At 44.5% G+C, this 12,532-nt stretch carries 14 protein-coding genes; 10 read left to right on the top strand and 4 right to left on the bottom strand.

Features of this window, described 5'->3' with window-relative positions:
* Position 1 precedes the first annotated feature (1 nt).
* From trpB to EP13_RS07060, 3 genes are read left to right on the top strand one after another with little or no spacing between them, the layout of a single operon-like run.
* Complete coding sequence (gene trpB, locus EP13_RS07070) at positions 2-1,183, top strand: tryptophan synthase subunit beta (protein WP_044056685.1); 1,182 nt, start codon at positions 2-4, stop codon at positions 1,181-1,183.
* On the top strand, positions 1,183-1,992 hold the full coding sequence (gene trpA, locus EP13_RS07065) for a tryptophan synthase subunit alpha (RefSeq protein WP_044056684.1): 810 nt from the start codon (positions 1,183-1,185) through the stop codon (positions 1,990-1,992). Before trpB ends, trpA begins: the two co-directional genes overlap by 1 nt.
* 4 nt (positions 1,993-1,996) lie before the next feature.
* On the top strand, positions 1,997-2,296 hold the full coding sequence (locus tag EP13_RS07060; RefSeq protein ID WP_044056683.1) for a YciI family protein: 300 nt from the start codon (positions 1,997-1,999) through the stop codon (positions 2,294-2,296).
* Between the two features lie 110 nt (positions 2,297-2,406).
* Here the strand turns inward: EP13_RS07060 and EP13_RS07055 are convergent, their stop codons facing one another.
* The gene (locus EP13_RS07055) at positions 2,407-2,871 is read right to left on the bottom strand and encodes a pyridoxamine 5'-phosphate oxidase family protein (protein WP_044056682.1); all 465 of its coding nucleotides are present in this window, start codon (positions 2,869-2,871) and stop codon (positions 2,407-2,409) included.
* Positions 2,872-3,425: 554 nt separating this feature from the next.
* On the opposite strand from EP13_RS07055, the gene EP13_RS07050 reads away from it, so the two are divergent.
* The 3 genes from EP13_RS07050 to EP13_RS07040 are packed head-to-tail and all read left to right on the top strand — an operon-like array spanning position 3,426 to position 5,703.
* Positions 3,426-3,704 (top strand): PepSY domain-containing protein, encoded by a 279-nt coding sequence (locus EP13_RS07050; protein WP_044056681.1) that lies wholly within the window; start codon positions 3,426-3,428, stop codon positions 3,702-3,704.
* The gene (locus EP13_RS07045; protein WP_044056680.1) at positions 3,704-4,378 is read left to right on the top strand and encodes a response regulator transcription factor; all 675 of its coding nucleotides are present in this window, start codon (positions 3,704-3,706) and stop codon (positions 4,376-4,378) included. The genes EP13_RS07050 and EP13_RS07045 overlap by 1 nt, the downstream gene beginning before the upstream one ends.
* The gene (locus tag EP13_RS07040; protein WP_044056679.1) at positions 4,375-5,703 is read left to right on the top strand and encodes an ATP-binding protein; all 1,329 of its coding nucleotides are present in this window, start codon (positions 4,375-4,377) and stop codon (positions 5,701-5,703) included. Before EP13_RS07045 ends, EP13_RS07040 begins: the two co-directional genes overlap by 4 nt.
* Here the strand turns inward: EP13_RS07040 and EP13_RS07035 are convergent.
* Positions 5,700-6,743, bottom strand: coding sequence for an AI-2E family transporter (locus EP13_RS07035; RefSeq protein WP_044056678.1), 1,044 nt, complete (start codon positions 6,741-6,743; stop codon positions 5,700-5,702). The genes EP13_RS07040 and EP13_RS07035 overlap by 4 nt on opposite strands.
* A 73-nt stretch (positions 6,744-6,816) precedes the next feature.
* Here EP13_RS07035 and folX point away from each other — a divergent pair, with 73 nt between their 5' ends.
* Positions 6,817-7,185, top strand: a complete 369-nt coding sequence (gene folX, locus EP13_RS07030; RefSeq protein ID WP_044056677.1) for a dihydroneopterin triphosphate 2'-epimerase — start codon at positions 6,817-6,819, stop codon at positions 7,183-7,185.
* 23 nt (positions 7,186-7,208) lie between these two features.
* Complete coding sequence (locus EP13_RS07025; RefSeq protein WP_044056676.1) at positions 7,209-8,123, top strand: TIGR01777 family oxidoreductase; 915 nt, start codon at positions 7,209-7,211, stop codon at positions 8,121-8,123.
* A gap of 197 nt (positions 8,124-8,320) precedes the next feature.
* On the opposite strand, the gene EP13_RS07020 is transcribed toward EP13_RS07025, so the two are convergent.
* Entirely contained in the window at positions 8,321-10,843 is a 2,523-nt protein-coding gene (locus tag EP13_RS07020; protein ID WP_044056675.1) for an ABC transporter permease, read from the bottom strand.
* Positions 10,844-11,542: an ABC transporter ATP-binding protein gene (locus tag EP13_RS07015; protein ID WP_044056674.1), complete on the bottom strand. Its 699-nt coding sequence runs from the start codon at positions 11,540-11,542 to the stop codon at positions 10,844-10,846.
* A gap of 15 nt (positions 11,543-11,557) precedes the next feature.
* Here EP13_RS07015 and EP13_RS07010 point away from each other — a divergent pair, with 15 nt between their 5' ends.
* Entirely contained in the window at positions 11,558-12,205 is a 648-nt protein-coding gene (locus EP13_RS07010; protein WP_044056673.1) for an arylesterase, read from the top strand.
* Positions 12,206-12,272: 67 nt separating this feature from the next.
* The gene (locus EP13_RS07005; protein WP_044056672.1) at positions 12,273-12,458 is read left to right on the top strand and encodes a hypothetical protein; all 186 of its coding nucleotides are present in this window, start codon (positions 12,273-12,275) and stop codon (positions 12,456-12,458) included.
* Positions 12,459-12,532: the final 74 nt, after the last annotated feature.

The following is a 12,532-nucleotide window of genomic DNA, read 5'->3' as shown; positions in this document are numbered from 1 at the left end:
CATGAATCAACTTGATACCAAATTTGGCGAATTCGGCGGCATGTATGTGCCCGAATTGCTTATTCCTGCACTCGATCAGCTAGAAAAAGCGTTTTTAGACGCCAAAGAAGACCCGAGTTTTAACGAAGAGTTTCTTGCGTTACTAAAAGACTATGCTGGCCGCCCAACGGCCATGACACTGACCAGAAACCTCGTCAGCAACCCCAAAGTAAAGCTCTATTTAAAGCGTGAAGACTTACTACACGGTGGTGCTCATAAAACTAATCAGGTACTTGGGCAAGCCTTATTAACAAAACGCATGGGCAAAACTGAGGTAATTGCAGAGACGGGGGCGGGCCAACATGGTGTGGCTACGGCTCTGGCTTGCGCATTGTTAGGTTTAAAAGCACGTATATATATGGGCGCGAAAGACGTGGAGCGTCAAGCGCCAAATGTATTTCGCATGCGTTTAATGGGTGCCGAAGTTATTCCCGTAAACGCGGGCTCAGGCACACTGAAAGATGCCGTTAACGAAGCAATGAGAGATTGGTCAGCCAACTATGATAAAGCCCATTACCTATTGGGCACCGCTGCTGGACCTCACCCTTTTCCTACTATTGTTCGAGAGTATCACCGTATGATTGGTGAAGAAACCCGTGCACAAATACTAGAGAAAGAGGGACGCCTTCCTGATGCGGTTGTGGCTTGCGTGGGTGGTGGCTCTAATGCCATAGGCATGTTTGCAGATTTCATCGACGAGCCTTCAGTGCGCTTAGTGGGTGTAGAGCCTGCAGGAAAAGGCATTCACACAAAAGAACATGGCGCCACTATAGTGACAGGTACCAAAGGGATATTGCATGGCGCCTATACCTTTATCATGCAAGATAAAGAAGGCCAGATTGAAGAAAGTTACTCGGTGTCAGCCGGGCTAGACTACCCAGCGGTAGGCCCGCAGCATGCCTATCTTTCAGAAATAGGTCGCGCAGAATATGTTGCGGCTACCGATGAAGAAGCCCTCAATGCGTTTAAACTGCTCGCGCGTAAAGAAGGAATTATTCCTGCGCTTGAGTCGTCTCATGCACTTGCTCATGCTCTTAATATGGCAGATGAAGCCGAAGAAGAAACCCTTATCGTTGTCAACCTTTCTGGTCGCGGCGACAAAGATTTAGCACATGTAATCAATATACTTGGGGATGAAGTATAATGGATAGATATTCAGAAATGTTTGCGCGCCTTAACGACAAAAATGAAGGTGCCTTCGTTCCTTTCGTTATGATTGGCGACCCCGACCTAGCAACGTCCGAAGCCATCATTTGCCAGCTAATTGAGGCTGGAGCAGATGCGCTAGAATTAGGTATTCCCTATTCAGATCCTATCGCGGATGGCCCCACCATACAGGCCGCCAGTATTCGAGCACTCAGCCATAAAGTGACTGTCGCAGATTGTTTCGCATTACTTGGCCGCGTGCGTGCTAAATACCCTTCGATCCCGATGGGTTTATTGCTATATAGCAACCTTGTTATGGCACAAGGGATTGATGGCTTTTACGAGAAGGCCCACCAAGCCGGCGTAGACTCCATTTTAATTGCCGATGTTCCAATCCGAGAGGCCGCACCTTTCCAGAACGCAGCAACGGCGAATGAAATATCACAAATTCTGATTGCGCCGCCCAACGCAACTGAAGAAACAATGGAAAAGATAGGCGAGTTTTCAAAAGGTTATACCTATTTATTGGGAAGAGCTGGCGTTACAGGTGCCGAAACCGCAGCCAATATTCCAGCGTCAGAACTTATTGAGCGGCTGAATAAACACAATGCAGCTCCGGCACTTCTAGGGTTTGGCATCTCAACCCCAGAGCAAGTAAAATCTGCAATTGAAGCTGGCGCTGCAGGGGCTATTTCGGGTTCTGCTACGGTTAATATCATCGCCGCGAATTTGGACGATACGGACGCAATGTTAGCGAGTCTGGGTAGCTTTGTTCAAGCTATGAAAGCGGCAACAGTAAAAGGGTAATTAAATGTTGTACATGATATGTGCTACTGATGTTGAAGGCAGCTTGGATAAACGACTTCAAGCTCGTCCGGCGCACCTAGAGCGATTGCATCAATTAAAAAATGAAGGCCGTTTAATACTGGCTGGCCCTTTTCCTGCCATAGATAGCCCAGATCCCGGCCCTGCTGGGTTTACCGGGTCGCTTGTTGTAGCCGAATTTGGAAGCTTGGAAGACGCCCAGTCTTGGGCTAATGACGACCCATATGTTGCCGCTGGCGTATATGAGAGTGTTGTGGTTAAGCCTTACAAAAAAGTTTTACCTTAGCAGCGATTAAACAGGTGCAAGTATTATCCTTGCACCTGCCTGCTTTTACACTTTCGGTACTTTCATCACCGCTACATTTGTAACACGTCATTCAGATTCATTGCTGTGACTTATAGCGAAACTTTGTCGTGCTCGCCCATTTCGTCGCCATTCAATGTTTTCCCCGTCATCATTTTAAACATGCCCTTCAAACTCGGATCTGCATGCCATATTTCAGCGTCTACTAACTCAAACCTTAGCATACGCAGATTAGGGTCATTTTTGCCTTCGTCGTACCAAGCTTCAACCGGGTTAGACCAATACTTATCAATAATTTCAGGTCGTAATTCCCTCACCAATACGCCGCGAATGCAAGCGAAGACGTCATGGCCTTTGGAAGAAAAATGAACCATGGCCTCCCCGCCTTCAGCGATACGGTTATCTTTTCTGGTATAGAACCAAAATTCACCGTTAGCGTGCTTATCAAGTTGTGCTCGCATTGGCTCTGCATGCTGATATTTACCCACTAAGCTCACCATAACATTAGGACTGCTCGCCATGGCTTCCCACATTTCTTTTTTCATGTCCGTCGTCATACCTACTCCTTTCTAAATCAACTAAATGTTAAGCAAGTCACTCGCTTTGCTCCACCTATACCTAACGAATGCATAGCCTAAGCCAACTGCTGTAACACCATGAGAAAAAGCCCCAAAACCATTAAAAATGTGGATAACAGCTAATTTGTATGCGGATTGGACAGTCAAAGAAGCGGATTGAAACAGATTGGACAGTCAAAAGTACGCTGTCTAAAAGCGACTCCCTCAACCCAACGCGCCTATTTTCCCTACGCCCAGAAAATTTTTCACGGTGAGGCCAAGCTTGTGACGCAACGACTTAAATTGGACAGTCATAAAGTTTGGCGGGTATCGCCTGAGATTGGACAGGTTTTAAACAACTTTCTCTATTTCGATTAATCTACCCTCGTCAATTAAATGATTATTGTTGTAAAGTTTAGTTGTGCGAGGCTCTGTTTTATATACACTTCATTAGGCTGAGAGTAGACTAAGCATACAAGATTCAGCGTTCATTCAGCTGGTATCATTAATATGGTTAGGGTAAGTAAGCAGTGACATGGGTTTTGAGAGGTTTTATGTTCAAATTGCTTAAATCAAAGGCTATTTTACTAGTGGTTGCTGGCGTATTGTCGGTAGGTACAGCTGCGGCTCAAGAAAAGGAAAAAGACCTGAGTAAGAGCCAAGCGGTAGAACGTGCAAAGCAAGTTGAAAAAGGCCGTGTGTTAAGGGTTGATCAAACCTCAAGAAATTACCGTGTAAAAATGTTAAAAAAATCTGGGCGCGTTGTGTCCGTAGATGTAGATAAACGCTCAGGTAGAGTAAAAGACTCTCAAAAAGGAAGTAGCGAACACTAATGAGAATTCTAATTGCCGAAGACGACAGTCGCTTGTTGACGCAACTCGACACATTACTCCAACAAAATGGATATAGCGTAGATTTAGCAGATAACGGTGAACACGCCCTCTATCAACTTAACGAATTCCCTTACGATTTGGCCATTATTGACATCGGCCTTCCAAAATTAGACGGGTTTGATGTAATTCGAAAGGCCAGACAGGCAGATGTATCCTGCCCAGTGCTTATTCTTACAGCAAGAGATAGATGGCAAGAGAAAGTAGAAGGCCTCGATGCTGGCGCCGACGATTACCTCACCAAACCTTTTCATAATGAAGAGCTACTGGCCAGGACTAAAGCCCTAATTCGCCGGGCATCTGGCCAAGCAAACCCCGTTGTTCAGTTTGGGCCTGTTGCGCTAGACACTGTGGCAGAAGAAATTAGAGTAGACGATGCGCCGCTAGATTTAACCGCCTATGAATACAAAGTCATGGAATATCTAATGCTTAACCCGCAGAAGGTGGTGTCGAAAACGGAACTGACAGAACACATCTACGATCAAGACTTTGATTTAGATAGCAATGTAATTGAAGTTTTCATAGGTCGCCTACGCAAAAAAATAGATCCTTCAGGTGTGTTAAAGCCCATAGACACCTTACGGGGGCGAGGTTATCGGATTAATAGAAACCTATGAGGCAACTTTCTCTTAAGCTTCGTAGCCTTCTTTTTGCCGTCAGTATCCTCGCTATTTTTACCCCTGTCAGCGTATTTGTCCTCGACGAAGCCTATACCGATAGCTTAACCCAAGCGAAAATGAGTGAGCTAAGGCTCATGAATTTGGGTTTACTTTCGGCTTTCGAGTTAGATGGCGATGTACCCTACATGCCGGAAATTTTATACGAAGAGCAACTGAACCTACCAGGTTCAGGATATCTTGGGCTTATCGTATTCCGTGATCAAGTAATTTGGCAGTCGGCATCCGCGTTGGAATATACCCTATCGCCTCCCGATTTAATCACCCAAGTTGGGAATGAGGCTTTTGTCGAGCATTATTCTACGCATTTCGATACTCAAGGTGACTACTTTGCGTATGCTTTCACCGCTGAATTCGCCTCTAGCGCTGATTTTGAGCCTGTTCATTTCTATATTTTCAATGACAAATCACACTTCTCAGAAGAGCGTGGCACCTTCATGTCCACTGTATGGCAGTGGTTAGCAATGTTGGCCTTAGTCCTTCTTGTTTTTATTGTGATAGGTATCAACCTCATTTTGAGCCCGGTACGATCCCTTATTGATGAAATATCACTGACATCGCAAGGCAAGCAGCAGAAGCTAAATAACCGTTATCCTAAGGAATTCACTTCGCTAAAAGCCAGCATCAACGAATTATTACATTCTGAAGCCGCGCAACGGGTAAAGTACAAAAATAGCTTAGGCGATTTAGCTCACAGCTTAAAAACTCCGTTAGCGGTAGCTTTAGGTACCCCTCGCCTGCCAGAGGAAGCGAGTGAATCACTAGGGCAAATCGACCGTATTATTCAGCGACAATTAAAGCGCGCGGGGGCTGGCGCCACGGGTTGGCAAACATCGATTCTCATTGAACCTGTACTGCAAAAAGTGGCCAATGCAATGGATAAAGTACACAGAGACAAGCAAATATCGATTACGCTAGATATTGAAGAACAATCACGGTTTAGAGGGGATGAAACTGATTTGCTCGAGATGTGTGGCAACCTTATCGATAACGGGTGTAAAGCTGCGAAAAACAGTATTTTGGTGACTGTCGCTCGCGATGAAAACTGGCTTTCTATCACCGTAGATGATGATGGCCCAGGGATAGCGCCGGAACAAAAGCAAACATTGTTGGAGCGCGGGGCACGCCTTGATACCTATACAGAAGGTCAAGGTATAGGGATGGCGTTAGTTAACGATTTAATATCCGCTTACGAAGGAAAACTCATTATTGATGATGCGCCACTAGGTGGAGCTAGAATTATAATGAAGTTTCCTATTCACTAAGCAGGCGTAGTTTTCTCGCCTTCGCTAGAAAGTAAAACCGCTAGCCATTTTGTTTCATCTCGCGACTCCAGTGCAATTTTTACCACCATGGTAAGCGGTACCGAAAGCAACATTCCCACCGTGCCCAGCAACCATCCCCAAAAGATTAAGGAAAGAAATACCACTAAGGTAGACAAGCCCATACCTCTTCCCATGAGACGAGGCTCTACCATATTGCCCATGATGGTATTAACCAGCACAAACGCTAATGCTACGAAACCAGCAGACGCCAAGCCGTATTGCACAAAAGCAATAAGTACCGCTGGTAGTGCGGCAATAATAGAACCGATGTTAGGAATAAAGTTAAGCATGAACGCAAGAACAGCCCACAGCATAAAGTGATCAATATTCATTGCATACAACGTAATGCCGATAATAAGCCCTGTCCCTAAGCTAACCACTGTCTTGATAGCCAAGTAGCTATTCACAGAGCGTATAAACCTGTCGATATGCTGTAGTTTCATATCTGGGTCGGCAAGAGCGATGTGCAAACGTCGAGGAATGCTGTCTGCTTCAAAAAGCATAAAAATCACTGTTAATAGAATAAGGAAGAGGTTGGAAAGCACGCCTCCCATACCACTGATAAAATTTGTAGCTACCGACATTGCAGTGGCTGGGTCTAGATGGGATGCAATCAGCTCTCTATTAATGTGAATATTATATTGCGCTAATTTTTCTACTATCCAAGAAAACTCAGAATCGAGTTGCGTACGATATTGCGGTAAATTCTCTCTAAACTCGGTTAGCGACTGTCCAACTAAACCGGCGAGTAAGAATCCAAAAACCACAATTAAGAGTATTACTAATGTTATCGATAACCACTTTGGTACCCTAAAGCGGCTTGTCCAATGGATAATAGGGCTACATGCAATAGCAATAAAAATAGAAAGAAAAAACGGCACCATAATAGTGCTGGCAGCTTTAATGCCTGCCATTAAAACAACAAGGCAAGCTAACACTAATAACGCTTTTGCAAACGGCGATCTCAGTTCCATGGACATTTTATGCTACATTCCTAAAGAAAAACTCGACCACTTTACAACGAGTTATAAATAACTACAAACAGAGAAAACTATGACCTTCAATCTAGCAACCATAAAAATCAAAAACTTGAGATTACGTACTTACATTGGAATAAACGAAGACGAGATTAAAAACAAACAGGATGTTGTTGTTAACGTTAAGATAGATTACGACGCAGAGAAAGCGACCAACACCGACAATATGAGCGATGCACTTAACTATAAAACCATCACGAAAGCGATAATAAAATTAGTGGAAGATAATCGCTTTTCTCTTCTCGAAAAACTCACCGCCGATGTGTTAAGTATTGCAGCAGAACATTCATCTGTACGTTACGCTCAAGTAGAAGTAGATAAACCACATGCATTACGATTTTCAGACTCCGTTTCTCTCACCTTATCGTGTAACAAAACAGGTTAACTCTTAAATAGGCGCAACGTGCTATGAATATTTTGATTACCGGTGGAACAGGCCTTATTGGCAAAGCCCTTGTAAAAAGCCTCTCAGGTGAGCATAGGCTGACCGTAGTAACACGAGATATCACTAAAGCTAAAGAGACACTTGATAGTTTAAGTCAAAATTCTCCAGTATCGTTTATCGATAGTATTGATGCTATAGACGACATGGCTTGCTTTCATGCGATAATAAATTTAGCTGGTGAGCCTATTGCTGACAAACGATGGACCACCAGCCAAAAGAAACGTATTTGCAATAGCCGGTGGGACACCACTGCGCAGCTGGTTGCTAAAATCAATAGCGCGTCTTCACCACCACGGGTATTTTTATCTGGCTCAGCCATTGGCGTTTACGGTGATAAAGGAAGCCAAGCGGTCACTGAAGAAACACCCCCACATAGCGAGTTTACACATGAACTTTGTGCAAAATGGGAAGCGATAGCCAATACTGTAGACGGCCACAACACCCGAGTTTGTACGTTAAGAACGGGAGTTGTGCTTGCTAAAAATGGCGGAGCGCTAGCTAAAATGGCACTACCATTCAAATTAGGGGTAGGCGGTAAACTGGGGCATGGCAAACAGTTTCTTTCTTGGATCCATATTGACGATATGGTGAAGGCAATTAGGTTTCTGCTAGACAATGATAATTGTCGAGGTGCCTTTAATATGACCGCCCCTGAACCTGTGACCAATTCGCATTTCTCCCATACCTTGGCAGGTAACCTATCACGGCCTTGCCTATTTACTGTGCCCTCTATAGTTATGAAAATCGCCATGGGCGAAAGCTCAACCATGATCCTAAATGGTCAAAACGTTATTCCCGCCAAATTAACTGCCGCGGGATTCACATTTGACTACCCTACCCTGAACGACGCGCTTTCGAACATCTACCGCACAGAATGAACCGGTACTTTTATCGTCGGTATTGGACGCTTTTTGACTGTCCAACTTGGCCACGTAAAATTTATAAAACGACATGTTGGACAGTCATATTCGTTCGATAAAAAACCATTATTGGCAAAGTGAGAGTAGAAAAATGAAATTGGACAGTCAAAGTATATGTGACTGTCCAATTTTGTTTTCAATTTTTTTACCAATACCTAAACCATTTTTCGCAGCAGCGCAGCAGTGTTTAAAGTAAGTAGTCGCCAGCAACCAAGTGCCCCTAACGTTCCTACTACAAACGCTCCTACAAATGGCGCAATAACCCAATATTCCATATGTAAGCTTGCTGGCATTTGAAATACTAAGGTTTGTAGTAGGAACAAACTTAATTCGTTGGCAAGTGCAGCCATAAAGCCTGCGACAATGCCAATAATAACAAACTCGAAAATCACGCTTTTCCGTATCAGGCTTCCTTTTGCGCCTAAGGTTCTAAGGATTGCTATTTCCTGCTTTCGCTCATCCATACTTGCTTGCACTTGCGCTATCAAAACCAGTGATCCTGCAAATAAAACAAGAACAAGAATGAACTCAACCGCAACAGAGACCTGATCGACAATGTCTCTTAGTTGATTTATACGCGCATCTACATCAAACATTGTAAGCGATGGGAAAGGTTGTAAAAGCGCCGTCAATTTAGCCTTTTCCGACGTAGGCAAATGGAAGCTCGTAATGTAGGTGGGGCTAAACGCTTTCATAGCCGCCGGGTGAATGACGAAAAAGAAATTAGGCTGCATTGTTTGCCAATCAACCTTGCGTAAACTGGTTACTTCAGTTTCAACAATTTCACTGCCCACGTTGAAGGTTAATTTATCACCCAGTTTAATATCAAGGCGTTCAGCCACATCCTCTTCTACGGAAACGGGGAAGACCGTGGTGTCTGACTCAACTGAGGTATCTCCATGCCATTGCCCCTCCACTATGATATTTTCTTTTTGCAGAGTATTACTCCAAGTAAGGTTGGCTTCCCTTCCTAACCCTCTACGCCGTTCATTATCAGCATTGTCCTCTTTGGTCACCTCGGTATTCACCCTTTCATCGTTTACCGAAACGAACCGCCCTCTTATTACGGGATAAAATTCTTCAATATTTACGCCATTTTCAGAAAAGTGACTGTCCAACTTATCTTTCTGCGTGTCGGTGATGTTAATTAGAAAGTAGTTCGGTGTGCCTTGGGGAAGCTGAGCGCGCCACTGAGAAACCATATCATTGCGCATAACGAGAACGACTAAGAGCAACATGATTGTTATTGAAAAACTGATTAACTGTACGCTGTTATCCATGGCTCTGCGTTTAATTCTAGCCCATGCTAGTTGCCAGGCGCCCATTTTACCTGCTCCTAACTTTCTTCCTAGCGCAATTAAGCTATAGGTAGCGATGAGCAACCCTGCCACCAGGGCGACGCCCGACGAAAACAGAATTAAACTTATCGTAAAATCCTGACTATAGAGAAGCATGAGTAGAAACACAGCCGATCCGGACGCTAAAAACTGAATACTGCGCGACCGTAAATTTGACGCCATATCCCGCCGAAGTACACGCAAAGGAGGAATAGCAAAAAGCTGCATTAGTGGATAGAGAGAGAACAGTAACGCGCAGGTAGCTCCTGTTATTACTGCAATGATAACCGGTTTCCAATGCCAAATCCCAATAGCGACATCTACCTGATCTGCAAGCATCCACACTACGGCTTGTTGCCCGATAAAACCGATGATAAGCCCAATTGCAATGCCTAATAAGGTTATAAAAATAACTTGTAGTAAATAAATGGTGCGGATAGTTTGTTTTGTTGCGCCCAGTGTTTTCATGATGGCGACAGGGTCGAAATGTCGCTGACTGTATCTTTGCGCGGCAACGGCAATGGAAACAGCGGCAAGCACAATGGCCAGCAGGCTAGCCAGCAAAAAATACCGCCCTGCACGCGCAACTGAGCGACCAATTGCCGATTCATCATCGGCTACCGTCCGCCAACTGTGTAAATCATCTTGCAACTGAGGCTGCAGCCAATCGTAAAAGGCGCTCAGTGCATCTCCATCGCCTTTAAAGTAGCTAACATATCGCGCTCTACTTCCCGGCCCAGTTATGGCTGTACTTGCTAAATCGGACAGTCTAATTAACACAATTGGATCTGTATTAAATACACTGAAGCCCGCATCGGGAATATCGACTAGTACTTTGGTTACTGTGAATACTCCATCTCCAATTTCTATCTCATCGCCAAGCTGAATGCCTAGCGACTGAAATAGTCGTGATTGGATCCACGCTTGCCCTGCTTGCGGTAATTGATCCGCAATTTTTTTAGCCCCAAATGCCTGCTCAGCAACGTTTACGTTACCTTTAAGCGGATATGCTTCGTTAACCGCTCTTAAGTCGGCCAATAACATTTCGTCGTCATAAAACACCATAGAACGCGCCGTCACTTGCTGGGCGGTATCTAAACCAAGTGTCTGGGCTTCTTTCAACCAAGCCTCATCAATGGGTTTATCAGATCGCAGTTGAGCGTCAGCAGCAATAAATTCAGCTGAACGCGAGGTTAAGGCGCTTTGTAAACGCTCGCTAAAAAGGGACAGCGAAAGCACTGCCCCCACAGACAAAATAATAGCGAGTAAAATTATAGTCAGTTCGCCACGGCGAGCTTCATGACGAAAAAGGCGCCATGCTAGGCTTGAGGTTGTCTTCATTTAGACTACCTCACGGTCTACGGGGTGAGTGGATTGCCTGGTCTCAGATAGCTCACCGGCTGTCATGGTTAACTGACGATCACATTTCGCTGCCAAATTATTGTCATGGGTTACTAACACAAGCGTCGTGCCCTTTTCCCTATTCATTTTGAACAGCAAGCCTTCAACTTTTTCACTGTTTTTTGCATCCAGGTTACCAGTAGGTTCATCAGCAAATAAGATTTTTGGCGAAGTGATAAACGCCCTAGCGATTGCCACTCGCTGTTGCTCTCCTCCGGATAACTGATTTGGAAAATGGTGCGCTCTATGACTTAATCCTACGTCGCTTAAGATATCCATTGCCCGTTGCTTAGCATTAGACAAGCCCGCTATTTCTGCGGGGAGCATGACGTTTTCAAGTGCGGTTAAACTCTGTACCAGCATAAAACTTTGAAAAATAAAGCCAACATGCTGCCCTCTAAATACAGCTCTTTCCTCTTCACCCATAGTGTGGAGGGGCGCCCCGTTCAACCAAATTTCTCCATTCGTTGACTCATCCAAGCCGGCAAGCAATCCTAAAAGCGTAGATTTTCCTGATCCTGACGCACCAATTATTGCAATAGACTCACCTGCCTTGACTTCAAAGGAAATTGGGCTAAGGATCTGAAGTTCACCCTCACTCGTAGAGACTACTTTCGTTACTTTAGATGTTTTAATCATAGAGGTCATCAATTCGTGTTTTATAGTTTGCGCAACATTGCGTTCGTCTTTTTACTTTTAATACCCACATTTGCTCAGTCAGATCAACATGATAGTGATGAAAAAGAGCCTAACGCGAAATTACTGATACTTGGCGATAGCCTATCGGCTGCCTATGGTTTAAGGCAAGAAGAAGGTTGGGTAAGTTTGTTACAAAATACGTGGCGAGACGAGAACATTCCGATTGATATTGTAAATGCTGCGGTAAGTGGTGAAACGACGGATGGCGGATTAGCGAGACTACCCAGGTTGTTAACCCAACACCAGCCCTCCCATGTACTTATTGAACTCGGGGGGAACGATGGCCTACAAGGGCACAACGTAAAAAAAATTAGAAGTAATTTGGTTGCGCTCGTGAAAATAGCACAATCCGCTGACGCCAAGGTGTTTTTGCAAGATATGCAAATACCTACAAATTACGGCAAACGCTATACCAACATGTTTGGTGAGAGTTTTGACAGGGTTGGTGAAGAACTTAATGTGCCGGTTATTCCCTTTTTCTTGCAAAATATTGCGCTCGACACGTCGTTGATGCAGCGAGACGGCATTCATCCAAATGCAGAAGCACAGGCTTTGATCGCTGAGTTTATGCATAGACAATTAATGCCGCTGTTCGATAATTAACCCGAATTATGTGCTAAACTTACCGACGATTTTGATTTAACTTAGTAACAATCATCGAGGAGGGTTTATGGACGTTTCATCTACCAACGCGACACCCGTGTCTACAGTGGTTCAAAACACCACTCAAGATCCACGACAGCCTATAGAACGCCGACAGGAGCCTTCACAAGAGGTGCGTACAACGTCTGAAGCAAGTGCCTCAGCCCCTTCATCTGATTCTCGTGTGGGTTCAACAATCGACACTTATGTATAAAAACCGTACTGAAGCACAGTAGTATCTTCCGAAGAAGGGCGCATAATCATCTTTAATTCGCATTGGAGATACGG

This window comes from Alteromonas australica (assembly GCF_000730385.1).
GTDB classification, from domain to species: Bacteria; Pseudomonadota; Gammaproteobacteria; order Enterobacterales; family Alteromonadaceae; genus Alteromonas; species Alteromonas australica.
This window is presented reverse-complemented; position numbering and strand designations above follow the sequence as displayed.

Bases quoted from the DNA above. Each gene is read 5' to 3' on its own strand.
- EP13_RS07050 (WP_044056681.1), top strand. From the start codon at position 3,426: ATGTTCAAATTGCTTAAATCAAAGGCTATTTTACTAGTGGTTGCTGGC.
- EP13_RS07005 (WP_044056672.1), top strand. From the start codon at position 12,273: ATGGACGTTTCATCTACCAACGCGACACCCGTGTCTACAGTGGTTCAA.
- trpA (WP_044056684.1), top strand. From the start codon at position 1,183: ATGGATAGATATTCAGAAATGTTTGCGCGCCTTAACGACAAAAATGAA.
- EP13_RS07025 (WP_044056676.1), top strand. From the start codon at position 7,209: ATGAATATTTTGATTACCGGTGGAACAGGCCTTATTGGCAAAGCCCTT.
- EP13_RS07020 (WP_044056675.1), bottom strand. From the start codon at position 10,843: ATGAAGACAACCTCAAGCCTAGCATGGCGCCTTTTTCGTCATGAAGCT.
- trpB (WP_044056685.1), top strand. From the start codon at position 2: ATGAATCAACTTGATACCAAATTTGGCGAATTCGGCGGCATGTATGTG.
- EP13_RS07055 (WP_044056682.1), bottom strand. From the start codon at position 2,871: ATGACGACGGACATGAAAAAAGAAATGTGGGAAGCCATGGCGAGCAGT.
- EP13_RS07060 (WP_044056683.1), top strand. From the start codon at position 1,997: ATGTTGTACATGATATGTGCTACTGATGTTGAAGGCAGCTTGGATAAA.
- EP13_RS07035 (WP_044056678.1), bottom strand. From the start codon at position 6,743: ATGTCCATGGAACTGAGATCGCCGTTTGCAAAAGCGTTATTAGTGTTA.
- folX (WP_044056677.1), top strand. From the start codon at position 6,817: ATGACCTTCAATCTAGCAACCATAAAAATCAAAAACTTGAGATTACGT.
- EP13_RS07015 (WP_044056674.1), bottom strand. From the start codon at position 11,542: ATGATTAAAACATCTAAAGTAACGAAAGTAGTCTCTACGAGTGAGGGT.
- EP13_RS07045 (WP_044056680.1), top strand. From the start codon at position 3,704: ATGAGAATTCTAATTGCCGAAGACGACAGTCGCTTGTTGACGCAACTC.
- EP13_RS07040 (WP_044056679.1), top strand. From the start codon at position 4,375: ATGAGGCAACTTTCTCTTAAGCTTCGTAGCCTTCTTTTTGCCGTCAGT.